Source organism: Armatimonadota bacterium (assembly GCA_016789105.1).
Taxonomy (GTDB): domain Bacteria; phylum Armatimonadota; class Fimbriimonadia; order Fimbriimonadales; family Fimbriimonadaceae; genus UphvI-Ar2.
This window is the reverse complement of record JAEURN010000008.1, coordinates 31,121-53,894: the sequence shown is the minus strand read 5'-3', so window position 1 is coordinate 53,894 and position 22,774 is coordinate 31,121. Positions and strand designations below refer to the sequence as shown.

The window sequence follows — 22,774 nt, the reverse complement described above, 5'->3', positions numbered from 1 at the left end:
GTCAATAGTGCCAGTCGAGGTCTTCGGCTTCCTTGGCGTGGCTCATGATGAAGTCGCGCCGGGGTTCGACTTTGTCTCCCATAAGCCTCATGAACATCTGTTCGACATCGCTGTCGAACTCTTTTTCGTAGCCGACTTTGATGAGCCGGCGCGATTCGGAGTTCATGGTCGTTTCTTCAAGCTCTTCGGCGTTCATTTCACCAAGGCCTTTGAACCGGGTGATGGTGTAGTTCTTCTTTTTGAGTTCGCGGACGATGTTGTCGCGTTCTTCTTCGTCCATCGCGTAGAACCGCTCGTCCTTGCCGGCCCGGATGACGAACAGCGGCGGCTGGGCAAAGTAGAGATTGCCGTGGGTGATCAGCGGCTTCATGTACCGGTAGAAGAATGTGAGGAGCAGGGTGCGGATGTGTTCGCCGTCCACGTCGGCGTCCGTCATGATGATGATTTTGTGATAGCGGAGCTTTTCGATGTTGAAGTGCTCGCTTTGTTTTTCGTCGGCGGGTTGTTCCCCGTCGACATCGGTGGCCCGGCTGGTGTGGATGTCAACCCCGGCGCCGAGGGCGGCAATGAGCGACTTGATTTCCTCGTTATCCAGGGCTTTGTCGATGCGGGCCCGTTCGACGTTGAGGATCTTGCCGCGGAGGGGCAGGAGGGCTTGGGTCATGCGGTCGCGAGCTTGTTTAACCGTGCCGCCGGCCGAATCCCCTTCAACCAGGAACAGTTCGCACTCGGCTGGATTGCGGCTTACGCAGTCGCTAAGTTTGCCGGGCAGGCCAAAGGCCTCCATTGCAGAAGACCTCTTGACGGCTTCGGCCGCTTTGCGGGCGGCTTCGCGGGCTTGTTGGGCGAGTTGGGCCTTTTCGACGATGCGCTTGCCGACAGCGGGGTTTTCTTCCAAATAGGTGCTGAGCCCGTCGCCGACCAGTGAGTTGGTGGCACCCTGGACTTCCGGGGTGACCAGTTTGACTTTGTCTTGCGAGTTGTAGCTGGGGTTTTGGATTTTGAGCGAGATGACGGCGGTGACCCCTTCGGCCACGTCATCGGCGGTGAAGTTACGATCCTTCTCTTTGAGGAGGTTCATCTTTCGGGCGTAGCTGTTGATGACCCGGGTCAGGGCCTGTCCGAATCCGGAAACGTGAGTTCCACCATCTGGTTGGTGGATGTTGTTGCAATAGGCGAGGATGTTGGTGTGGAACCCGGTGTTGTATTGCAGGGAGACTTCGAGCTCCATGTCTTCTCGGACGCGGTGGAAGTAAATGGGCTTGTGGATGACCGTTTCGGCATCGTTCACATCTTCAACCAATTGGACGATCCCCCGTTCGAAGAAGAAGGTTTCTTTGGCCTCTTCAGACCCTTGGATTTCCAGGGTGAACGTGACTTTGGGATTGAGGTAGGCGAGCTCCTTTAGCCGGCGGCGGATGATGGTGGGGTCGTGTTCCACCGTGGTCAGGGCGGTGGGGTCGGGCTTCCAATGTTGTTTGGTGCCGTGCTTTTTGGATTTACCGATGACTTCGACCGAGGTCACCGGGACACCGGCTTCGAACCGCTGTTGGTGGATTTCGCCCTTTTGAGTGACGGTGGTGACCATCCATTCCGAGAGAGCGTTGGTGCAGCTAATCCCGACCCCGTGCAACCCACCGGAGACTTTGTAGCCGCCGCCGTCGCCGAATTTTCCTCCGGCGTGGAGCTTGGTCATGACGACGGTAAGGGCCGAGATCCCTTCTTTTTCATGGATGCCGACCGGGATGCCGCGGCCATTGTCTTCCACGCTGATCGAACCGTCGGTGTAGAGGATGACGTCGATCTGGTCGGCGTGGCCGGCCATGGCCTCATCGACGCCGTTATCCAGCGCCTCGCGGAACATTTGGTGGAGGCCTTTCTTGCCGTTGTCGCCCACGTACATGCCGGGGCGTTTGCGAACCGCCTCCAACCCTTCCAAAACAGTGATGCTGCTGGCGTCGTAGGTGGCCTCGACCTTTTTGGTGAGCTTGTCCTCTTCAGTGGCCTCTCGGCTCGTGACCTCGGGTTGTCCGGGGTTTAGGTCGATGTTCTCTTCGGGCGTTTCGCTCATGGAAAATGTCCAGATTCCGCAGTCGGGAAATCAGGTTGAAATGAACCTGAATTCTACCTGGTTCCCGAGGCATTGGAAGGGACGTTGCAAAGTCCCCGGGAGATGCGCCGATTGGCTTTGGGCCGGCGTTAGTCGACGACTTTCCAGCGGGCGGTGCGGACGAATCCCGATTTGCCTTTGAGCACGTTTTCCAAGGTTACGCCCGACATTGTCCGGGTGATGGAAGTCTTCTTCCAGACCGTGAAGAACCCGAGTCCGCCCCGGGCAATGGTGACGGGCATGGCAACGTCGTAGTTTTGCTTCGGATTCAATTCGGCGCCGTTGACCATGACCGCCTTGATCCGGCTTTCGGCCGGGGCCGACTTGGAGAATGAGACCTCGAGCCCCGAGACTTGCAAAAAGCTGGGGTTGGGCGAGGGGTAAAGGTTGGCGGATTTTTCAAGCGCCAGCTTGACCTGCTCGCCAGTGAGGGAGACGACAGCGATTTCGTCGGTACCGAATTTCAAATAAGTGGAAAGGTCGCCCTTGGCTTCTTCTTCCAGCATCCCCGCCGGGATCCAGGCGATGTCGGCCCCCGCGACGGTCTTAATTTCGTCGGCAATGGCTTGGCCCGGGCCAAACGACTCGGTGTCCGGCCCGCCGAAGGCGGCGGCAACCAGCGCGAGTGTCGCAAAGGCGGTGAGCGGGATGCGCATCTTTGTTCGAACCGGCAGTTAACGGGCCAAAACCACCGGCCCTTTCATCATATTGGATGTTTATCCGGTGGTTTTGTTATCGTTGTCGGGACCTTTTTGGTTGCAATCCGCTTAGAAGTTGGTGTCAATACCCATCGACCGGGCAGTTCCGGCGACGATTTTGATCGCTTCTTCGACATCGTCGGTGTTCAGGTCGGGCATTTTCAATTTGGCCACTTCGATCGCCTTTTCCTTGGTGAGGATTGCGGCGGTCTCTTTGCTCGGGTTGCTGCTGCCCTTTTGGATGCCGACGGCATTTTTGATGAGGGCGCTCATCAGGGGTTCTTTAACGACAAAGGTGTAGGATCGGTCTTCGAACACCGTGATTTCGACGGGGAGTTTGAACCCCATCTGCTTGGCGGTCATGTCGTTGAACTTCTTCAAAAATTCCATCATGTTGATGCCGGCTTGGCCGAGTGCAGGCCCGACCGGCGGCGCCGGGTTGCCTTTACCGGCGTCGATGTTCAACTTGATGACAGAAAGGATCTTTTTTGCCATGGCGATTTCTCTGTACTGTGTCCGCCTAGGGCCATGGGCTGTGGAAGCGTCAGCCTGGTCGCTCGATGCGGGGTCGCAACCCGGGATTATGCCTCTTTAGGGGCTCGGCTTGCGGGACCCGGCGGCCAAGGCGTGTTGCCCGCGCATTCCGAGATAGACTCTGGGGCATGCCGACCATTTTTTCCAAGATCATCTCGCGGGAGATCCCAGCCGACATCGTCTATGAAGACGAGTGGGTCGTGGCGTTCCGGGATATCCAACCCCAAGCCCCTGTCCACATCCTCATCGTCACCAGGGCCGAGATCTCGGGTTTGGCCGAAGTGCCGGTAGAAGGCGACCACACCCACATCTTCAATGCTGCTCGCAAAATCGCCTTAGAGCAGGGGATTGCTGGCGAGGGATACCGGTTGGTCATCAACCAGGGAGAGAACGCGGGCCAGACCGTGCCCCACCTCCACGCCCATTTGCTGGGTGGCGGCCGCCTCGGCGGGTTCGGCGTCCCGGATTCGGGCTCTTGAGGGCCCTTTCCGCTGTGCCAAACTAAAACCAGTTCCAGGGAGCAACGATGCCAGAGATTCAACTATCGATCCCCGCCATCGGCGAAGGGTTGCAAGAGGCGCGGGTTGTCGCGCTGCTCAAGCAGCCCGGCGAAATGATCGCGCGCGACGAAGCGATCTACCAGATGGAGACCGACAAGGCGGTGATGGACGTCGAGTCTTCGGTTTCCGGCCGGGTAGTGCGTTGGCTTGCCGCCCCCGATGACGTGTTGGCGATCGGCGCGCCCATCTTGGTCGTGGATTCATCGGAATCCGATTCATCCCAACCTGCGCCCGCGCCGGCAAGGGAACCTGCGGGCACAGTCAGCCTCCGCATCCCGGCCATCGGGGAAGGTCTCCAAGAAGCGCGGCTGGTGGCGATTTTGAAGCAAGTGGGCGAACCGGTCAGGCGGGACGAGGCGGTCTACCAAATTGAAACCGACAAAGCCGTCATGGATGTGGAGTGCCCTTATGAAGGTGAGGTCATGGAATGGCTTGCTCAAGTTGATGACGTCTTGCCGATCGGGGCCGAAGTCGCCCGCTTCCGGACCGGCGATGCTGTCGGGGAACCAAGCTCTGCTGCCGCGCCCGCCCCGGCATCCGCGCCATCTGCCCCTCCAGCCCAATCGGCAGCCACTGGGGGGCGCCGGCGCGATATCCCGCCCCGCACCCGATCCTATGCCAAAGAAAAAGGGTTGACGGCCGAACAGCTGGAATCCGTTCCCGCAGCGGGGGCCAAACTGATGCCCGCCGATATTGACGCCTTTTTGGCCGGAGGTGCCAAATCCGCCGCCCCAAGCCGTGGCGGGAACTATTCCGAACAGCCGATGGGCGGCAAACAAAGGGTTTTGGCGAGCCGCCTGCAGCGGGGCAACCAGATCGTTGTGCCGGGCATGATGTCGGTGGTTGTGGATTGGGGGCAGATCGAAACACTCCGCGAAGAGCAAAAGGCCAAAGGCGGCGACTTCCAGCCCAGCAGTTTCACTTACTTCGCCTATGCCGTCGCCAAAACCGCGGCATCCCACCCCGTCATGCGGTCTACCCTGGTCGGCGACAACGTCATCCGGACCTATGACAACCTGCAACTTGGAATCGCGGTGGCGTTGCCCGGGGATGAATTGGTGGTGGCCGTCGTCCGCGATGCCGACTCCCTGGGTTGGGAAGAGTTTGCCAGCCAAGCCCGCGAACGGATCAACGAAGCTAGGGGCGGCAAGGACCAAGCCGACGAATCGGTGACGCTGAGCATCACCAACATGGCCGGGCATGGGATCCGCGAGGCGATGGCCGTTGTCGTCCCCCCCGGTGTCGCGACCATTTTCTTGGGCGAAGCCTATAACGGCCTGGCCAATGATGTCCCCGGCGAGTTCAAAGTCATGCGCTGCGCCAACGTGGGCATCACCATCGACCACCGGCTCATCAACGGAGTCGGCGGGGCTGAGTTCCTGAATGCGATCCGGGACAACGTGGCGGGGATCCGCGGGCTCTGTTCGTGAAACCGATCATTGGGATCACCTGCGCCACAATGACAAGCCCCCGGACCGGGCTCGAAAACGGGCGCATCTACATCGAGCGGAACTATGTGGATCGTGTCGCCGCCGCCGGCGGCGCCCCGGTTCTGATTCCGCCGGGGATCGATGGCGCGGCCATCGGACCCCTGCTTGACGGGTTGGTGATCCCCGGTGGCAATGACATCGATCCGGCCGCGTGGGGGGAACCGCTCCACCCCGAGGCCGATTTGGAATACCCCGGGCGGACCGCCATCGAACAGGAAGTCTTCGCCAACCTCCGGCCGGAAGCCCCGGTATTGGGGATTTGCTACGGGTGCCAGTTGGTCAACGTGATTTTGGGCGGCTCACTGGAACAACATATGCCCGACCGCCTGGGCCACGACGACCACCGCAAAGTCGGGATGCAGGATTACAGGGTCGTGGAAGGCTCGCGATTGGCCGGCATTGTCGGCCCCCAAGCCCGGGGAGATAGCTCGCACCACCAGGCGGTGGCGCGTACCGGCCGGGGACTCGTGGTCAGCGCCTGGCACGAAGATGGGACCGTGGAAGCGATCGAAAGCACGGAAGGCCGCTGGTTTTTGGGTTTGCAATGGCATCCGGAGCGCAGCGACGTGCCGGAATCCGACCTCTTGTTTGAGGCCTTTGTCCAAGCCGTGATTGCGGCCAAGGCGGCCCGCGTATGAAAGTCTTGGTGAACGGAGTTGAGACAGAGCTGGGTGCCGTAACCGGGGCAAAGGTGACCCGCGACGGCGACCGGTTGCGGATCGCCACTCCCCAGGGCGTCAAAAGCGCGGTTGCCGTCACCCATGGCGACTCCACGTTTGTGAGCGTCGACGGCCGCGTTTACGAAGTGGCAAAAGCGTCGTCGGCCCGCCTGAAATCGCAAGCGGCAGGAAATGGCGAAGGGCGCGCCCCGATGCCCGGCCAAATCGTGGAAGTGCTGGTGAAAAATGGCGATCAGGTGATTGCCGGCCAAACCTTGATCGTGATGGAAGCGATGAAGATGCAGCAGCCCGTCAAGGCCGATTTCGACGGGGTCGTCGAAGGGCTCGGCGTTAAACCCGGCGACCAGGTGACCGATGGGCAGGTTTTGGTCAAGGTGGCCAAGGCCGATGCCTGACCAGATCCGCATCATCGAAGTTGCCCCGCGGGATGGGCTGCAAAACGAGATTGAAGTCGTCCCAACTCCAGTCAAAGCCGAATTCATCCGGAGTCTGGCGGCAGCCGGGCTCCGAGAGATCGAAGCCACGAGCTTTGTCCACCCCAAATGGGTGCCGCAATTGGCCGATGCCGCCGACCTGCTGACCGGGCTCGGCCCCATTCCGGGAGTCCGCATTTCGACCTTGGTTCCTAATGAGAAAGGGCTCGAACGGGCCGTCGGCCTGGGAGTCCAAGCGATTGCGGTGTTCACGGCGGCCAGCGAGGCATTTGTCCAAAAGAACATCAACATGACCGTGGACGAGTCGCTTGCGGTTTTTGACCGTGTGATCCAAAGTTATCGTGGCCAGATCCCAAACGGGTTTGTCCGGGGGTATCTCAGCACGGTCGTCGAGTGCCCTTTTTCGGGCCGGGTCTCTCCGGGCCGCGTTGCCGAACTCGTGGCGAAGCTCTTTGAATTGGGTTGCGACGAAGTCAGCCTCGGCGAAACCATCGGCGTCGCGATCCCAGCCGAGGTGGTGGGAGTTGCTCGGGAGGTTGAAAAAGTGACCAGTCAGTCTAAGATTGCTTGGCATTTTCACGACACCCGGGGCACGGCCATTGCGAACGTGTCTGCGATGTTGGACCGCGGTTACCGCTCATTTGATTCGAGTGCTGCGGGCTTGGGCGGGTGCCCTTATGCCCCCGGTGCCGGCGGCAATTTGGCGACCGAAGATTTGGTCTACTTTGCCGAGCGGTCCGGCCTTGCTACCGGTGTTGACCTGGAAGCGTTGGCCCGGTGTTCTGCCCCGGTTCTCCAGGTGCTTGGCCGTCCGGCGACGGCAAAGAGCCAGCTGGCGGTTTTGGCGGCTTGTAAGTCGCTTTAGCGTAGGCCCCGTAAGCGGCCATGGCGAGGGCGATGGCCAAGACCAAGCCCGTCGCGGCCTTTTCATCTTTTGAAAGGCGGAACTCCTTCCAGTTCACGATGAGCGCGGTCAGGCCGATCGGCACAAGGGCTGGCAAGGGCATATGCGTCAGCAGGACAAGGAACAGGTAGCCGACCAAAACCGGGATCAGCCAGGTTGCCGTCTGCCTGGCCCTCAACCCATAGCGGAACATGGCGGCAAAAAACATCGCGCTAATGAAGAGGTCTGCCGGCCCCACGAACAAGATGTCGTTAACGGCAAGCGGCAGTTGCTCGGCTCCGCTCGATTTGACGGCAGGCACCTTGAGCCCCAGGTTGCCGACGACCTGCGGATTGTTCATGGCGATTTGGGCTTGCGGAGTGAAAGGCGTGAGGATCAGGAGGGCATCCATGCCGGCCAGGAAGATCGCAATGGGCAGCAGCATGTTGCGTTCTTTGATGAGGATGGAAACCAACGCCCCGAGCCCCAGTGTCCACCCGAGCATCCCAACTTGCATGAAATTGCCCAAGACGAGGGCAGTTGCCGGCGGGGGTTTGAGACTTTGGAGGGCGGCAAGCGATCCGCCGTGGAGGATGATTCCGGCCAAGGTCAGAACCCAGGCTTGCGGGGGCCTCCAGGCAAAGGCCGCGCCACAGAACAGGCCGGCAAACGGGACAACGATGAAGATGCCGGTTGTGAACACGCTGGCCACGGCGGCAGCGGCCGGGGGCAATGCGACATAAGCCAGAACCGCCCGGAGGATAAACAACAAGGCGGCGCAACCAAAGAACCAGGCAAGCGGGGCCTTTGGTCTCCAAGTGGGGGATTCGTCCGGCGTCCCGATTTGTGTTTGGTCTGGGGTTTCAGACAATTGCAACCTCCCGGGCGTGTTGCCCGCGCGCTTGGTAGTACACCCCTTCGATCCGGGCGACCATCTGTCCCACCGTGTGCTCCCGGAAAGTCGTCAACGCTCCGGCACTCAGCCTTTGCGCAAATCGGACGTCGCTGAAAACCCTATGGGCGGCAGCGGCGAATTCGGTGCTGGAATTGGAGGTCACAATGCCGTTCTCATTGCTAATGACGGTGTCGTCGGCCCCTCCGCCTTCCACAACCACGCAAGGCAGGCCATAGGACATCGCTTCTTGGATGACGAGACCCTGGGTTTCGGTTTGCGAAGCAAAACAGAAGAGGTCGGCCGCCGAGTAGAACTGGCCGATGCGATCCCGGTCGATGAACCCGAAGAACCGGACGACGTCGCCGACGCCGAGGTCTCGGGCCAGCCGGCGGTATTGTTCCCGAGCCGGGCCATCACCTACCACCCAAAGTCTGAGCTTGGGGTTGGTGTGGGCGAGTTTGGCCACCGCGTTGATCAACAAGTCAAGGTTTTTTTCAACGGCAATGCGCCCGCAATAAAGCGCGACGACCAGGTCCGGGCTCGTCTTTAAGGCTGCCCGTGCAACGTTGCGCGGGATCGGATCGGGCTCTGGCACCCCGGTGGGAACGACGGTGATGGGTGTGCGGATCTGGTGTCGCAGCAGCCAATCCCGGCTAAATTTGCTGGGTGTGATGACTTGGGCAAACCGGTTGTAATAGTAGTTGGTGTGTTTGGCGATTTTGTATTTGAGGTAGGGATCCGGCACCAGTGGGATGTAATGGGTGTACTTGTCGTAAATGGTGTGGTAAGTCGAAACCAAGGGGATGCCGTGGGATTCGCCCCACCGCAAGCCGACAAACCCGACGGTGAAGGGCGTGTGGGTGTGGATGATGTCGAACCGGTGCTGGCGGAACTCGCGGAGCATCGGGAAGAAGGGCGGCAAAGTCAACGGATACCCTTTGGCAAAGGGGGTGTAGGCGGCAAAGAACCGGTGAATGTTGGGGTCTTGGTCGCGGTGCCCGGGGTAACCGGATGTAAAGAGGTGGACGGAATGGCCACGCTCGCGCAACCCTTCAACGAGCGCGTGGACGCTGACGCTGACCCCGTTCAAAATCGGGAGCGCACTATCCGAAAAGATCGCGACACTCAGGGGGCCGCTGTCCACAGGTGGGATTATTCCTCAGGCAGGCGGCCGTGTTCTTCGACAAAGCGCACAATGCCGCTGAGGCGGAACCGCCGTTGCCCGCCCTTGGTCCGGTGATGGGCCAGCCATCCCCGGTTGGTGTATCGCCGCACGGTGGCGGGGCAGACCCCGAGCAGACGGGACGCTTCTTCCAAGGTTAATTCTGGATTGAGCAGTCTTCTAATCAAGTCTTCCCGGGATTCTTTGAAGTCACCTTGGTAGTACTTGCTGGTCACGGAGTCGGTAAAAAAGGTGCCGAGGAATTCGATGTTCTTGGGGAGGCTTTCCAGGATAAACCGGAGGTCGTCGTCCAGGACGGGTGCGGCTTCGGTCGCTTGGGCGGCTTTGCGGGGCCGGGGGGCGCTGAGTTTGGTCTTGCGGAACTTCGATCCGTGGGCGCTGCCGTTCTTGGCGACCCCATTTGTGGCCTTGGGGGCCTCCTCGAAAGCGTTCTCAATATAGGCCAGCGGGTCAAATTCCTTTGTCGGCATGGTCGAATCCGTATATTACACAAATCACCGAGGTCAAAAAGGGACGATCTTTACAGGATCAGCATGGAATCGCCGAACGATAGAAAGCGATATCGCTCCTGGACTGCCTGTTTGTAAGCAGATCGCACGGGATTGGCCCCTGCAAGGGCGGAAATCATCAAAAGCATGGAAGTCCTAGGCATATGGAAGTTGGTGAACATCCCGTCTACTATTTGAAACTCGTAGCCTGGGGTGATGAACAGCTTCGAAGTGGTTTTGCCGGAAGCCACCGTCTTTTTCCCGGTAGCAAAGGTTTCCAGCGTCCTGACAGTTGTTGTGCCGACCGCAACTATCCGACCGCGACATTTGCCTACTGCTTCTGCGGTTTCTGGCGGGATTTCGCAAATTTCCCCGGTCATTGAATGATCTTCGACCCGTTCCGTCTGGATTGGTCGAAAGGTGTCCAGTCCGACGTGGAGGGTGACATCTGCCCGGCTGACCCCCTTTTGGACTAAAGCTTCTAAAATAGAATCGGTGAAATGGAGCCCCGCCGTTGGGGCTGCGGAGGATCCGCCTGGCCCGGCATACACGGTTTGGTACCGGGTTTGGTCGGCAAGTGGGGTTTGGATGTACGGCGGCAACGGGGCCAAGGAGACGTCTTGCAAGCGCTCTTTCCACCCGGGCGAGTCGTCGAACCGGATGACGCGTTGGCCTCCATCCTCTTCACGCACAACCGAGGCGGTGAGGCCGCCTTCAAAGACGATCGGGGAGCCAGGCTTCAACCTTTTGGCCGGCCGGAGCAGGCAGAGGTATTCCCCGGGGGCGGTTTCGCGGAGCAACAGCGCCTCGACGTTTCCGCCGGTTGATTTTTTGCCAAACAGCCTTATGGCCGTCACCCGGGTGTTGTTGGCGACCAAGAGGTCGCCTGGTTGTAAGAGGCTGATGCAATCGCGGAACATCCGGTGGGAGATCGTTCCGGTTGCCCGCTCAATGTGGAGCATCCGGCTGGCATCCCGTTCGGCTAGGGGCGTTTGGGCGATCAACTCCTCGGGCAGCGCGTAGTCGAGGTCGTTGGTTTTCAAAGGTGGCTTGCCACCTCCCCAAGCGATTGGATTTGACCGGGGGCGGAGGGGCTCCATCGATCCAGCAAAAGGGCATCCCAACCAAACGAGCGGGCCCCGTGCACATCGGCAAGCGGGTCGTCCCCAATGTGGAGCACCGTGGATGTGCCGACCCGCTCTTGGGCGATTTGGAACAGCCCGGGATGCGGTTTTTCCACCCCTTCTTCCAAACTCGCGATAACATGGTCGAAGAAAGGGGTGAGCCCAAGCATGCCGCAAACCCGGTGCAAACTAACATCCCAATTGGAGAGGAGGATCATCGGCACGCTATGGCTTTTGATTTCCGCCAAGCACCCGAGGGTGTCGGGGAAGAGGCGGAAGACTTTTGACCCCGGCCCAAAGATGAGCCGGTCGGCAATGGCCGAAACCGTTCCGATGGCCTCCGCGGGTTGGCCGATCCGGGCGAGCCAATCGACCCCGAGCTCGCGCCAAAAACCGTCACAGATCTCGGGTGACCGTTGGCGGTTGAGTTCTTGGAATGTTCCCCACCGCGAGTGGAGCATGCGGCCATAGGTTTCGCCGGCTCCCTGCCGGTCGGGCAGGTCGAGCCCGGCCAGGAGGGCGGATTCCACGGCGATAGCGGCGGGATCCCAGGCGACATCGATCAACGTTCCTGCCGCATCGAAACTGACCGCCCCGTACTTCATTCCCCCATAAGATACCGACCGGTTAAACCGCGCCTTTGAGCCCGCGCGCTCAATTCCGGCCCCGAGGGGTTCCGAACCAGGATTATGGAGGGAAAAACCTGTCATCCCGCACCATTCGGCAAGGCTAGGTTGCGGTGTGAAATCGCCGGCCTGGCAAAACGTCCCAATTGAAGGCCGAGTCGCAAACCGGTGAACCCCCCATCCGGTAAGACGGATTGACTCGCTTGCGCAAGGAGTACCCGACATGATGCTGAAACGTGCACTGGTTTTGGCCGCAATTGCTGCGGCAATGGGGGCGGTCGCCGCCACCAAAGAAGACACATTCGACCTGAAATGGAACCTCAAAGAGGGTCAGTCTTACAAGCAAAAGGTCTCTGCCAACATCGATTTTCAAGGCACGCCGATCGACGTGACGGCAACCGCTATCACGACCTGCAAATCGGTGAAAGATGGGATGATCACCCTGCTCAGCCAGACCAAGGATCTGGTAATCGACATCGGCGGCGGGCAAACCATGGAGCAACCCGACACCGAATCGACCGCAGTACAAACCGAACGGGGGCGCCTGGTCAAGGTGACCGGCGAATCGTTCGGCGGCGGTGATGAAGCCCGTTTGGGCAATGCGTTCAGTTTCTTCTTCCCGGATAAACCGGTGAAGGTGGGCGAAACCTATGAATTCACGATCCCGGCCGACGAGAAGCTCGGCCTTGTCGAACTGAAATGCAAGTACCAAGTCGTTGAGCGCAAAGACATGAAAGGCAAAGATGTCTTGGTGTTCAAGGTCGACCAAATGGAAACTGGCGCTTCTCCGATTTCGATCTCCGGAACCTTTGCAGTGGAAATCAAAACCGGGATCTCGGTTTTCAGCGATTTCACGTTCAAAAACATGCCGCAACAAGGCATGTTGCTGGACGGGAAGTGGAAGGCCGAACTCGTCGAATAGGTTGAGTGGCAAATGCCCCCGACCCCTTTCGGGTCGGGGGCTATTTTTTTGGCGCGTTAATGCGGTGGCAGGCTCGGCAACGCGCCTCATAGCTTTCGGTGGCCCCGATCAGGACGATGGGGTCATCCCACTTGGCCGGCTTGCCATCGATGATCCTTTGCGTGTGGCTGGCAGGCCGTCCGCACTGCATGCAAATGGCTCTGAGCTTGACGACTTCGTCGGCAGCGGCCAAGAGTTCGGCCATCGGGCCGAATGGTTGGCGCCGAAAATCTTGATCCAACCCGGCGGCGACGACTTCCTTACCGGAATCGGCGAGCTGGATCAGGATCTCGACGACCGACCGGTCAAAAAATTGGACTTCTTCGACGCAGACGACGTCGCTGTCCTTATCGATGAGTGACGCAAGTTCCGCCGCACCGCCCACCCTCCGGCTGGGATGCTTGACGCCCATGTGGGTGACGACATGCTCTTCGTCGAAGCGGTTATCGATGGCGGGTTTAAAGACTTGGACCTTCTTTTTGGCATAAAGCGCCCTGCGGGCGCGCCGAATGAGTTCTTCCGATTTACCAGCGTACATGCTGCCGCAGATGACGGCCAGGTGCCCACATTTTTTCATTCGTCGCCCATGGCCCCTTCGAGGTCTGCTTCGAACATTTCTTCCAGTTCCCCGCTCATGTCGTCATCAGTGGCGCGGCCCATTTCTTTGACGTATTCCCGCATTGCGGAAGCCGATTGTGGCTCATCCATGGATTCCAGTTGGTCGGCTATGGCATCGATCCGGTCGTTTTCGGACCTCATGCGTCGGAATCGACTGACGAGTTTGGCGCACCCTGTTGCGCCGCAACCAGGGCAGGGCTCGGCCGCGGGGTCTTCGTTTGCTCCAAGGAGCGCTTCAAATTTTTTGCCGCATTCCCGGCATCGAAACTCAAAAATGGGCATCTCCCATCCGATGGTACCGGGCTGGTACACTACCGGCATCATGAAGCTCTAACCCATTTGTGCAGGCTGGATCGGATATTGTCGTCGAATTTTGGGCCTGCACACCTGTTCCAATGGAACGGCATGGGTTTATGGGGCATCTTACGTTCAGCAGGTGCCGCCGGGCCCGCGCCCCCGTCCGCAAATCCCAACCGAGGCTCCATGCCTGAAGAATCAAACAAGAAAGACAAGCAGTTTCAGATCAATTCAGAAGAGCGCGAAAAGCTCTTGCTCGTTTACGTGAATCCCGAGGCCGAAGAAGATGCCTATGCCGAGGCCGAACTGGAAGGCCTGGTCGATGCCGCCGGGGGGGAACCGGTCGGGCAAATCCGCCAGCGGATCGAACGGCCGTACAAGGCGGCCTACATTGGGTCGGGCAAAGTTGGCGAAGTCGCCGCGATGGCGGCCGAACTGGGCGCCGACGCCGTGGTGTTCGACTGCGAGCTCAGCGGCATCCACATCAAAAATCTGGAAGAGCAAATCAAACTCCGGGTCTTGGATAGGACGCAACTGATCCTGGACATCTTTGCGAACCGGGCCCGCACCCGGGAAGGGATGCTCCAAGTGGAGCTGGCCCAATACACCTACCGGCTGCCCCGACTGATGAGTGTTTACACCAAGTTCGAAAGGCAACGCGGGGGCATCGGGATGCGCGGTCCGGGGGAGACGAAGCTAGAAAGCGACCGCCGCATGGTGCGCGACCGCATCGCCCGGCTCAAACGGGAGATCGACGTGGTCAAACAACACCGAACCTTGCAACGCGAAGGGCGGCGGGATCAACCGTATCCGGTGGTGGCGATCGTCGGCTACACGAGTGCGGGCAAATCGACGTTGATGAACCGGTTGGCCCAAACCGACCTGCTTGCCGACGCCATGCCGTTTGCCACCTTGGACCCGACGACGCGCCTCGTGGACTTGCCGGACGGCTACCGGTTCTTCCTCAGCGATACCGTCGGGTTCATCCGCAACTTGCCGACCCTGTTGGTGGCCGCGTTCCGGGCGACCCTGGAAGAACTCCTTTATGCCGACCTGCTGATGCACGTGGTGGATGTGAGTAACCCGGAATGGGAGATGCAGGTCGAGGCCGTGTTGCAGACGGTCTCCGGCATTGGTGGCGATGACATCCCCGTCCTGACCGTCTTCAACAAGATTGATGCGGCCGAAGACCCACAGGGAGTCCGGCGGTTGGCGTTGGAACATCCGGACGCGGTGGCCATCAGCGCTTTGACCGGCGAAGGGATCCAAGATCTTTTGGCCATGGTCCGGCGCCTGGTCAGCGACCGGCTTTCAATCGTTAAGGTTTTGGTTCCTTATTCAGAAACCAATTTGGTCGAACGCGCCTACGACTTTGGCCGCGTCTTAAAGAAGGAATACCGCGACGACGGCATATACCTGGAAGCCGAAGTGGTTGCCGAACACCGGGGGAAACTGGAGGCGTACGCGGTCAAAGAACGATGAGGCTGGCGGAATGGATCCATAGCGCGGCAGAAGAGCTGGCTGAAGCCGGTGTCGATTCGCCCCGTCTGGATGCCCAGATTCTGGCCGCCCACGCCCTGGGCCGGGATCGGAGCTGGGTTCTTTCCCACCCAGAAGAATCGGTTGCCGATTCCGGGCTCAGCAGTTTGCTCCGCCGACGGCTCAACCGGGAGCCGTTGGCTTACATCACGGGCAAACGCGAGTTTTATGGGCGGGAATTTTTCGTCGACCCCGATGTCTTGGTCCCCCGCCAAGAAACCGAATTTGTGGTTGAACGGGCCAAGCTCTGGATGCACGGGGGCGGCGATTGGACCGTGTTGGATGTGGGCACCGGCAGTGGTTGCATTGGCATCACGCTGGCCCTCGAGTGCCCCGGCTGCCGGGTGACCCTCTTGGACAAATCGATGAACGCCCTCCGGGTCGCCAGCAAAAACGCGGATGCCTTGGAAGCCCGGATCGACCAATTCGTCCATTCAGACCTGTTCCACAAGCTTCCAAAGCGGAGGTACCAGCTGGTGGTGAGCAACCCGCCCTATGTTGCTCATGCCGACGACCTTCCCCCGGAAGTCCGCGATTTTGAACCGCACGACGCCTTGTTCGCCGACGCCAACGGATTGGCCATGTACCGCCGTTTGGCCGCCGAGACCTATCTGGCAACGGGGTGCGAGGCCTTGATCGTCGAAATTGGCATGGGCCAGCAACCGGCTGTGGAAGCGGTTTTTGCCGAATACGGGTGGCAGTTGGTGGATGCGATGTGTGACCTGGGGCGGATCGTTCGCACCCTCACGTTCATCCCCGCAGACGTTGTCGGGCGGCTGTCATAATTCCCACTGCCCGATGGAGATCGTCGTCCCAGCCGAATACGCGCACCTCTATGAAACAAGCGCGGAACGCCCGGTCGTTAAGATCCCGGCCCCTGTTTTGCGGCAAAAGGCGGCGCCAATCGAGAAAATTTCGAAAAGGCACACCAAACTCGCCGAAAACATGATCCGCATCATGAAGGAGGCGCGCGGGGTCGGCATCGCTGCGCCCCAAGTCGGTGTGAGCGAGCGGATCATCGTCATCGCCCCGGAAAAGAAGCCGATCGTATTGGTCAACCCGCGCATCACCGAAAGTTCGGGGACGCAAATCGGCGAAGAAGGGTGTCTCAGCATCCCTGGACTTTATGGGGATGTGGAGCGGGCGCTTTCTGTTGTTGTGGAAGCCTACGACATCAAAGGCCGCCCCGTAGATTACGACATGGAAGGGTATGCCGCGATCATCGTGCAACACGAGATCGACCACTTGGATGGGGTGCTTTTCATCGATAAAGTCGATGAAAAAACTCTGCATTGGCAAGACCCGAATCCGGAGAACCGCTGACCGTGCGGATTGTTTTCTTCGGCACGGCCGATTTTGCCGTTCCAGCCTTGGAAGCGGCATCGCCGGATGTCAAATTGGTCGTCAGCCAGCCGGATCGGCCAAAAGGCCGGGGGATGGCCCTGCAGCCCTCACCGGTCAAGGCCAAGGCCCTTGAACTGGGGAAGCGGGTGGAGACTCCGGAAAAGAGCCGGTCCCCAGAGTTCTTGGAGGTTTTGGCGGCGGAAGAGGCGGACGTTTTTTTGGTTGCCGCATACGGGCAAATCCTGAGCCAGGCGGTTCTGGATATCCCCAAAATCGGGTGCTTCAACCTGCATGGCTCCGTATTGCCCCGGTGGCGAGGGGCCGCCCCGATCCAAAGGGCTATCGAAGCCGGGGACACCGAAACGGGGGTGACCCTCATGCAGATGGACAAGGGCCTGGACACCGGCGACATCGTGGCCATCACAAAAACCGTTATCGAGCCGGATGCCACGGCCGGCGAGGTCTATGGCGAGCTCGCCCAACTGGCGGGGTTGATGACGATCAATTGGATGCCGCGGATTTGGTACGACGACTACTTTTGCACTCCCCAGGATGATTCGCTTGCAACGCACGCGCCCAAAGTGGAAAAGGCCGAGGCAGAAATCACGGCTGACCTTGGGTTGGCGACGGCCTACAACCGGTTCCGCGCCTTCACCCCGGTTCCGGGGGCATTTGCCACGACGGAGCTTGGGGTGGTCAAGATCCACCGAGCAAGGGCCCTGCCGGGGGAATTTGGCCAGCCGGGTTCCGCCACCATCTCCGATGGCCGGATAATGGTGGCACTAGCCGGTGGGGCCTTGGATATCCTGGAACTGCAGGCCGAGGGCCGCAAGCGCATGGACGCGGCAGAATTCTTGAACGGGGCACGACTGGCCTCAGGCATGCGTTTTCTGCGATAGGAAATCCTTCACAATGAGTGTCACCCATCCATGAAAGACCAGATCACGAAGCGGTTCATCATTGGCGCGCTCATCATTGCGGCGCTTTTGATCTCGTTCAATTTCATCAAGAGTTTTGTCCAGGATCCCGATGTGGGGGCCTATGATTCTTCCGGCCAGATCGTTGCCATTGAGCAAACGCGCGATGGGGGCCGGCTCGCCTTGTTTGACGAGGCCGGCAAACGGATCGACCCGCCCAAGCCCAGCAAGGCCACCTACGACGACCGGGAGGTCAGCTGGGCGGTGGACGGCAGCCGGATCTTTGTCAGCTCCAACCGGGAGACCAATGCCTACAACGTTTACCGATGGAATCCCGGAGACCAGAAATTCATGCGGCGCTCTAAGGGCACCCGCAGTCAAGGGGCCCCGTGGTTCGGCCCGGCGGGCGACCCGGACGCCAAGAATCTGGGGCTGCTCCAAACCGGGGGTCAGATTTTCGAACTCGACGTGAAGACGGGCGACTTGGGCCAAATTTTGCCACCGCCCGGGGAGCGGATTTCGGTTGGCGAGGAGGGTGCCAAGGGGTCGATGGAGGGGTACGACCGCTTTGGCACCGCCTTCACCAAAGCGCGGTATGCCGGTTCAAAAGAGATGATCTACGGGCTGATGCGCAACGACGAGGGGTACACGATGGTCTTCCAGCCGGTCGGTGTCGATGCGATGGGCCAGCCCTTGCGCCCGATCGAGATGTATCGCGGGCAGATTGTGGATTTTGAAACCGACCCCAACGGGGTCGGGGCTGTCCTCGTCCGCGGCTTCCAATTCCCGCCCTACCAAGATGTCCCCAAAGAGTTCATCAAGGGCGGCAAGGTCGTGAAGCCGTTCAGTTCGGCTCTTTTCCGGGTGACGATCGGCCCGGATGGCAAACCGGCATCCGAAGCGGTGATCGTCGTCGGCCCCGATGCCCCTGAGGCAGTTGGCGACTTTGCCATCTCCCCCGACGGGTTGCAGATCGCGGTGGTCGTTGGGGCAAAAACCGAAGGGGGCGGCTTTGAGCCGGCCGTGATGCTGGTGATGCCGTTCAAGGTCAATGGCGGGGCCGAGGCAAAACCGGTTGTGCAGGGCCGGGTCAGTTCACCGAGTTGGTCTGGGGATGGCACCAAGCTCGCCTATCTCAAACAGGATGGCAAGGACATCGACATCTACCGGGTGAACGCCGACGGGTCTTCGGAGACCAAGGTCACAAGCGGGGGTACTTGGCTATCGCCGCGGTTTAGTCCGGCAAAATAGTTCCGCGGATCTTTTCGATCACGGAGGTTGTTGACTTTCCGGTCAAAAATGGAAGGATGACAACTTTTCCGCCGTATCCTTGCACCAGCGGGGATTCGGGTAGTTGGTCGATGGTGTAGTCGCCGCCCTTGACATGGATGTCTGGCTTGATTTGGGCGATGAGGGTTTCGGGGGTGTCCTCGCTGAACGGAATGGCAAAATCCACAGCCCTCAATGCGGAAAGCACGGCAATTCGGTCTTCTAATGGATTCACGGGTCTATCCGGTGCTTTGCCTAGGCGCCGGACACTTTCGTCGGTGTTGACGCCGACGACGAGGAGGTCTCCCAATTCCCGAGCTTGCGCCAGGTAGCGGACATGCCCGGCATGGAGGATATCGAAAACGCCGTTGGTGAAGACCAGGGTTTTCCCCCGGCGGGCGGCTGCGATTTGGGCCAAGGTGTCGGTCATGCCAGGATCTCCCGGGCCGTTTCGACCACGGCATCCAAACCGAGCTCGCGGCATCGCCCTATTTGTCCAAAGGGGCAAGACCGTTCGGGGCGCGTCAAGGTGTAAAGGCCGATGCAGGGCGTGCCGAGTGCGGCCGCAATGTGGATGCTGCCGGTGTCTCCGGCAATATGCAGGTCTGCCCGGGCAAGCAGGGCCGCCAGGGTGGGGATGTCGGTTTTGCCAAGGAGGTCTACGGGCATATGGACTGATTGGTCTAAGACCTCACGGACGGCTGGGCCATCGGCCTTTGTCCCGATGAAGCAGATGTTGGCCTGGCCCGACAAGGCATCCGCAAGGGCAGCAAAGTTGGCGGCCGGCCATCTTTTGGTTGCCCATCCCGCCCCGGCGTGGCACACAACGAGCTGTTTCCCGGACGGGAGTTGGCCGATAAGGGCTTCGGCGTTAGCGACGGCCTGGGCATCTGGCACCAGGCCAAAATCAACGGTGTCGCCCCCACCGGCGGCGCGGGCGACATCGAGGTATTGCTCGACGACGTGGATTGAGGTCGGGCAAGGGATCACGGGCTGCGTGAACAGTCGGGATCCTTCGCGCTGCCAGTGGTACCCCAGTTTGGATTTGGCGCGGCTGAGGGCGACGGGGAGAGCCGATTTCAGCAAGCCTTGCAAGTCGATGGCGCAATCGAATTCGCCGAGGGTCGCAATCTGGGCGCGCCATGCTTTCCAATCCTTTTCGAGTTCGACAACGTGCGAAATATTCCGGCAGAGCCGGGCCAAGGGGGCAAACCGCCGGTCGCATAGCCAAATGATTTCGCAATCGGGATGGGTTTGCCGTAGCGAACCGGCCACGGGCAGTGAGCAGGCGACATCGCCAAGGGCGCTTAGTCGACTAACAAGGAAGCGGATGGGCGACCTCCCAAATAGGGCATGGCGGCACGGATGATTTCGCCGGCCGTCACGGCATCGGGATCTGGCCCCGGCCGGATCACGGTGGTTTGGGGCCCAAAAGGCCGATAGCGGTTGGGGTCGGTGCGGCCGAATACCGTGACAACCGGAACACCATAAGCACTAGCCGCATGGGCCGTGCCGGTGTCAGCGGAAATGTGGATGCGGCAGTTGGCAACCAAGTTGAGTGATTTTTCGAGGCTGAGCTGGCCGACGAGGTTGGTGACACCCTCGGTATAGACCGGGTCGTCGCCGGGTCCGCCGATTGCAGTGACCGGGAACCCCAGCGTGAGGAGCTCTTTGGCCACTTGGTGCCACCGGCCTTGGGAAAGTTTTTTGTGGGGGTGGCCAGAACCGGTTTGGATGACGACTTGCCCATTCGGCATTTCGTGCACGGGCGGCATCAACGGTTTGGCGGGGATGGGGCATTCGTGCCACTGGCTCAGCAGCCGATGGGCCGCCTCGACCTCGTGGACCGATCCCGAGAGGCAATCGAATGCCGGGTTCAGCCTGCGAGCCATGCCGTCGGCCGTTTGAGTGGCGATCCGCCGCTTCGCCCCCGAAAGCCGGAGGCACAGGGCCGTTTTGACTTGCCCTTGCAGGTCGAATCCAACGTCAAAACCCTCTTTGCGGAGCCCGGCGAAGGTCCGGAACTGGGCAAGCCAGGTGGTGGGGGCGGCCCGCCGCCGCTTCCAAGCGGCCGTGTCGGCAAAAACAACATCGTCGACGAGCCGCGACCGGTCGATCACGGGAGCAAACCGATCCATGGCGGCCCAAGTGATGTGGGCTTGGGGCAAAACGTTCCTGAGGCCCGTCAGGGCCCATGCCGCCATCACACAATCGCCCATGGCACTGAATCGGACGACGAGGATTTTTGGTTTCAAATCAACCCCTTCCGGCGGGCATTCCTCCACCGGTCGTGCATCCAAAGCCACTGCTCAGGGGTTTCCCGGATCCGATCTTCCAACCAGGCGTTGATGGCCCGCATCAAACCCTCGCCCGGGGATGTTTCAGGTTGATGGGGTTCGAGCGGCGGATAAAAGGTCATCGTGTACCGGTTTGTAGCATTGTAGACGCATGCAACGGGCACGACGGTCGCCTGGGTCCGGGATTGGAAGACTCCTGGGCCGAGGGCTGTGCCGGCCGGAACCCCGAAGAAGGGGATGAAGATATCTGAGGCGTTTTGGTCGGGCAGGATCCCGACGATCTCGTTACCCCGGAGTTTGAGCAGGACTTGGCGGGCGGCCTGCCCCCTTGAGATCACCTTCGTCCCCGGCCGTTTTCGGATTTCGTTGACGATGCTGTTGACGCCTTCGTCGTCGGCATCCCGGGCGATGACGTTGAGCGGGTAGCCGCTCAGGCTGAGCCAGGCGGAAACTCGCTCCCAGTTGCCCAGGTGCCCGGTGATCAGCAAAGCCCCTTTCCCTTTGGCCAGGGCGGCATCCAGGTGTTCTAATCCTTGGATGTGGGTCGTGGCTTCGATCTCTTCCTTGGTGCGGTTTGCGCCGGCCAAAAAGTCCATGGAGGTCCTCCCGAAATGGATGAACACGCCACGGGCGATCTGCTCGATTTCCCGGCTGTCCCGGTTGGGGAATGCGAGCCGAAGGTTTTCGCGTGTCCTTTGCCGCCTTTTACCGGCGAATGACCACATGAGCTGGCCATACCGCCGGCCCATCTGCTCGACCTGGGCCGGTGATTTGCCGCCGACCCGGCGCACCAGATACCGCATGAACGACTCGGCGGCTTTGCCCAGGGCCGCTTTCCTAGCGGAGCTCTTGGATTTTATGTTCGAGCCATTGGAAGAACTCATCGGGTTCGCGGGGGGCCACCCGGTAATCGACCAAGGCGGTCAAAAAACGCGCCAGATCCGGATGGTGCTTGAGTTTGACGTAATCTTTTGCGGTGACGGCGAGCGGGATGCCCGGTTCGAACCGTTCAAGCAGGTTACCAGCATCCATCGGGTCATGGTCGGTGAGGGTCACAGCCCGTTTGGACGGGTATCCCGCAAGGGCCAGGCTGTCGATCAGCCTTTGCGGGTGGGCTATGGCACAAAGAACCTGCACAGGCCCTTTGGGAAGGGTCACCCCGTCGGGCGTCCTTACGGTGAGCGGCAGTGGGTGGATGTCCCGATCGTAGGTCAGCACGCGGCTGGCCCGTTTTGCGCCCAGCCCCGGAGGTTCCCGGTAGGGGCCGGCGGGGAAGCAGAAGTCGTTTTCGAGATGGGGCTCGATGACCAGGGAAATCCAAGGCTCCAAGGGAAGGTGTTGGAACCCGTCATCCATCACAAGGATGTGGTCAGGGAACCCATCTTCTGCGATTTTTGCCGTTTGCACGCGCGAATGCCCCACAATGAGGGGCGTATCGGGGAGCAGTTCTCGGAACATGGTCGATTCGTCCCCCCATTGCCGGACATCCAGCGGGCCATCGGGGGCCAGGGTTGCCCCGGAATAGTGCGGCGACCCATAGCCAGAAGTGGAGACCACAACGTTGTGTCCCCTTGTGACCAGGTTTTCGGCCAGATACAAAGTGAATGGGGTTTTGCCGGACCCTCCGGCCGTGCAGTTGCCGACGCAGACGGTGGGGACTGTGGGCCGGTACCTTATTTTCAGCCCGAGCTGGTAGGTGGCCAGATACCCACGCCAGCCCGTTTGGTAAATCAGGGAGAGCGGCGAAAGAATCCAAGCCGGGTGGCCCTTTTGCTCCCAAATGCGTTCAAAAAACTGCTTCACGCGCAAGGCGGATTGTGGCATGAT

Annotated in this window: 26 protein-coding genes; 11 read left to right on the top strand and 15 right to left on the bottom strand. The window is 60.1% G+C overall.

Annotated elements, in window-relative coordinates:
- Window position 1 precedes the first annotated feature (1 nt).
- From JNM28_08685 to rplK, 3 genes are all read right to left on the bottom strand, one after another.
- A complete protein-coding gene (locus JNM28_08685; GenBank protein ID MBL8068512.1) occupies window positions 2-2,071 on the bottom strand; it encodes a DNA gyrase subunit B in 2,070 nt (689 codons plus the stop codon).
- A 128-nt stretch (window positions 2,072-2,199) separates the two neighbouring features.
- On the bottom strand, window positions 2,200-2,766 hold the full coding sequence (locus JNM28_08680) for a 5'-nucleotidase C-terminal domain-containing protein (protein ID MBL8068511.1): 567 nt from the start codon (window positions 2,764-2,766) through the stop codon (window positions 2,200-2,202).
- Between the two features lie 111 nt (window positions 2,767-2,877).
- Window positions 2,878-3,303 (bottom strand): 50S ribosomal protein L11, encoded by a 426-nt coding sequence (gene rplK / locus JNM28_08675; protein MBL8068510.1) that lies wholly within the window; start codon window positions 3,301-3,303, stop codon window positions 2,878-2,880.
- A gap of 167 nt (window positions 3,304-3,470) precedes the next feature.
- On the opposite strand from rplK, the gene JNM28_08670 reads away from it, so the two are divergent.
- Genes JNM28_08670 through JNM28_08650 form a run of 5 tightly spaced genes read left to right on the top strand, consistent with a single transcriptional unit; the run spans window position 3,471 to window position 7,371 of the window.
- Window positions 3,471-3,821: a histidine triad nucleotide-binding protein gene (locus JNM28_08670; GenBank protein ID MBL8068509.1), complete on the top strand. Its 351-nt coding sequence runs from the start codon at window positions 3,471-3,473 to the stop codon at window positions 3,819-3,821.
- A gap of 47 nt (window positions 3,822-3,868) precedes the next feature.
- On the top strand, window positions 3,869-5,332 hold the full coding sequence (locus tag JNM28_08665) for a 2-oxo acid dehydrogenase subunit E2 (GenBank protein ID MBL8068508.1): 1,464 nt from the start codon (window positions 3,869-3,871) through the stop codon (window positions 5,330-5,332).
- 29 nt (window positions 5,333-5,361) lie between these two features.
- Window positions 5,362-6,030 carry a gamma-glutamyl-gamma-aminobutyrate hydrolase family protein gene (locus JNM28_08660; protein MBL8068507.1) on the top strand — a complete coding sequence of 223 codons (669 nt, stop codon included), beginning with the start codon at window positions 5,362-5,364 and terminating at the stop codon, window positions 6,028-6,030.
- A complete protein-coding gene (locus JNM28_08655) occupies window positions 6,027-6,467 on the top strand; it encodes a biotin/lipoyl-binding protein (protein MBL8068506.1) in 441 nt (146 codons plus the stop codon). The genes JNM28_08660 and JNM28_08655 overlap by 4 nt, the downstream gene beginning before the upstream one ends.
- Complete coding sequence (locus tag JNM28_08650; protein MBL8068505.1) at window positions 6,427-7,371, top strand: hydroxymethylglutaryl-CoA lyase; 945 nt, start codon at window positions 6,427-6,429, stop codon at window positions 7,369-7,371. The genes JNM28_08655 and JNM28_08650 overlap by 41 nt, the downstream gene beginning before the upstream one ends.
- Here the strand turns inward: JNM28_08650 and JNM28_08645 are convergent.
- Genes JNM28_08645 through JNM28_08625 form a run of 5 tightly spaced genes read right to left on the bottom strand, consistent with a single transcriptional unit; the run spans window position 7,253 to window position 11,684 of the window.
- Window positions 7,253-8,260: a hypothetical protein gene (locus JNM28_08645; protein ID MBL8068504.1), complete on the bottom strand. Its 1,008-nt coding sequence runs from the start codon at window positions 8,258-8,260 to the stop codon at window positions 7,253-7,255. The two genes, JNM28_08650 and JNM28_08645, sit on opposite strands and share 119 nt — an antisense overlap.
- On the bottom strand, window positions 8,253-9,428 hold the full coding sequence (locus JNM28_08640; GenBank protein ID MBL8068503.1) for a glycosyltransferase: 1,176 nt from the start codon (window positions 9,426-9,428) through the stop codon (window positions 8,253-8,255). Before JNM28_08640 ends, JNM28_08645 begins: the two co-directional genes overlap by 8 nt.
- 8 nt (window positions 9,429-9,436) lie before the next feature.
- On the bottom strand, window positions 9,437-9,937 hold the full coding sequence (locus JNM28_08635; GenBank protein ID MBL8068502.1) for a helix-turn-helix domain-containing protein: 501 nt from the start codon (window positions 9,935-9,937) through the stop codon (window positions 9,437-9,439).
- Between the two features lie 50 nt (window positions 9,938-9,987).
- Window positions 9,988-10,998, bottom strand: a complete 1,011-nt coding sequence (queA, locus tag JNM28_08630) for a tRNA preQ1(34) S-adenosylmethionine ribosyltransferase-isomerase QueA (GenBank protein ID MBL8068501.1) — start codon at window positions 10,996-10,998, stop codon at window positions 9,988-9,990.
- Window positions 10,995-11,684 (bottom strand): HAD-IA family hydrolase, encoded by a 690-nt coding sequence (locus tag JNM28_08625; GenBank protein MBL8068500.1) that lies wholly within the window; start codon window positions 11,682-11,684, stop codon window positions 10,995-10,997. Before JNM28_08625 ends, queA begins: the two co-directional genes overlap by 4 nt.
- Before the next feature lie 247 nt (window positions 11,685-11,931).
- Between JNM28_08625 and JNM28_08620 the strand changes: the two genes are divergently transcribed.
- The gene (locus JNM28_08620) at window positions 11,932-12,627 is read left to right on the top strand and encodes a hypothetical protein (GenBank protein MBL8068499.1); all 696 of its coding nucleotides are present in this window, start codon (window positions 11,932-11,934) and stop codon (window positions 12,625-12,627) included.
- Between the two features lie 40 nt (window positions 12,628-12,667).
- Here JNM28_08620 and JNM28_08615 read toward each other — a convergent pair whose 3' ends face one another.
- Both JNM28_08615 and JNM28_08610 read right to left on the bottom strand, forming a co-directional pair.
- Window positions 12,668-13,243 carry a thymidine kinase gene (locus tag JNM28_08615; GenBank protein MBL8068498.1) on the bottom strand — a complete coding sequence of 192 codons (576 nt, stop codon included), beginning with the start codon at window positions 13,241-13,243 and terminating at the stop codon, window positions 12,668-12,670.
- Window positions 13,240-13,605: a zinc ribbon domain-containing protein gene (locus JNM28_08610; GenBank protein MBL8068497.1), complete on the bottom strand. Its 366-nt coding sequence runs from the start codon at window positions 13,603-13,605 to the stop codon at window positions 13,240-13,242. Before JNM28_08610 ends, JNM28_08615 begins: the two co-directional genes overlap by 4 nt.
- A 162-nt stretch (window positions 13,606-13,767) precedes the next feature.
- Here JNM28_08610 and hflX point away from each other — a divergent pair, with 162 nt between their 5' ends.
- The 5 genes from hflX to JNM28_08585 are packed head-to-tail and all read left to right on the top strand — an operon-like array spanning window position 13,768 to window position 18,632.
- Complete coding sequence (hflX, locus tag JNM28_08605; GenBank protein MBL8068496.1) at window positions 13,768-15,063, top strand: GTPase HflX; 1,296 nt, start codon at window positions 13,768-13,770, stop codon at window positions 15,061-15,063.
- Entirely contained in the window at window positions 15,060-15,905 is an 846-nt protein-coding gene (prmC, locus tag JNM28_08600) for a peptide chain release factor N(5)-glutamine methyltransferase (GenBank protein MBL8068495.1), read from the top strand. The genes hflX and prmC overlap by 4 nt, the downstream gene beginning before the upstream one ends.
- Before the next feature lie 13 nt (window positions 15,906-15,918).
- Complete coding sequence (def, locus tag JNM28_08595; protein ID MBL8068494.1) at window positions 15,919-16,443, top strand: peptide deformylase; 525 nt, start codon at window positions 15,919-15,921, stop codon at window positions 16,441-16,443.
- A gap of 2 nt (window positions 16,444-16,445) precedes the next feature.
- Complete coding sequence (locus JNM28_08590) at window positions 16,446-17,363, top strand: methionyl-tRNA formyltransferase (GenBank protein MBL8068493.1); 918 nt, start codon at window positions 16,446-16,448, stop codon at window positions 17,361-17,363.
- A gap of 30 nt (window positions 17,364-17,393) precedes the next feature.
- Window positions 17,394-18,632, top strand: coding sequence for a PD40 domain-containing protein (locus tag JNM28_08585; GenBank protein MBL8068492.1), 1,239 nt, complete (start codon window positions 17,394-17,396; stop codon window positions 18,630-18,632).
- Here JNM28_08585 and rfaE2 read toward each other — a convergent pair.
- From rfaE2 to lpxK, 5 genes are read right to left on the bottom strand one after another with little or no spacing between them, the layout of a single operon-like run.
- On the bottom strand, window positions 18,616-19,080 hold the full coding sequence (gene rfaE2, locus JNM28_08580) for a D-glycero-beta-D-manno-heptose 1-phosphate adenylyltransferase (protein MBL8068491.1): 465 nt from the start codon (window positions 19,078-19,080) through the stop codon (window positions 18,616-18,618). The two genes, JNM28_08585 and rfaE2, sit on opposite strands and share 17 nt — an antisense overlap.
- Window positions 19,077-19,925 carry a glycosyltransferase family 9 protein gene (locus JNM28_08575; GenBank protein ID MBL8068490.1) on the bottom strand — a complete coding sequence of 283 codons (849 nt, stop codon included), beginning with the start codon at window positions 19,923-19,925 and terminating at the stop codon, window positions 19,077-19,079. Before JNM28_08575 ends, rfaE2 begins: the two co-directional genes overlap by 4 nt.
- A 32-nt stretch (window positions 19,926-19,957) precedes the next feature.
- On the bottom strand, window positions 19,958-20,956 hold the full coding sequence (locus tag JNM28_08570; protein ID MBL8068489.1) for a glycosyltransferase family 9 protein: 999 nt from the start codon (window positions 20,954-20,956) through the stop codon (window positions 19,958-19,960).
- Window positions 20,902-21,831 carry a lysophospholipid acyltransferase family protein gene (locus JNM28_08565; protein MBL8068488.1) on the bottom strand — a complete coding sequence of 310 codons (930 nt, stop codon included), beginning with the start codon at window positions 21,829-21,831 and terminating at the stop codon, window positions 20,902-20,904. The genes JNM28_08570 and JNM28_08565 overlap by 55 nt, the downstream gene beginning before the upstream one ends.
- Window positions 21,785-22,771, bottom strand: a complete 987-nt coding sequence (lpxK, locus tag JNM28_08560; protein MBL8068487.1) for a tetraacyldisaccharide 4'-kinase — start codon at window positions 22,769-22,771, stop codon at window positions 21,785-21,787. The genes JNM28_08565 and lpxK overlap by 47 nt, the downstream gene beginning before the upstream one ends.
- Between the last annotated feature and the right edge of the window lie 3 nt (window positions 22,772-22,774).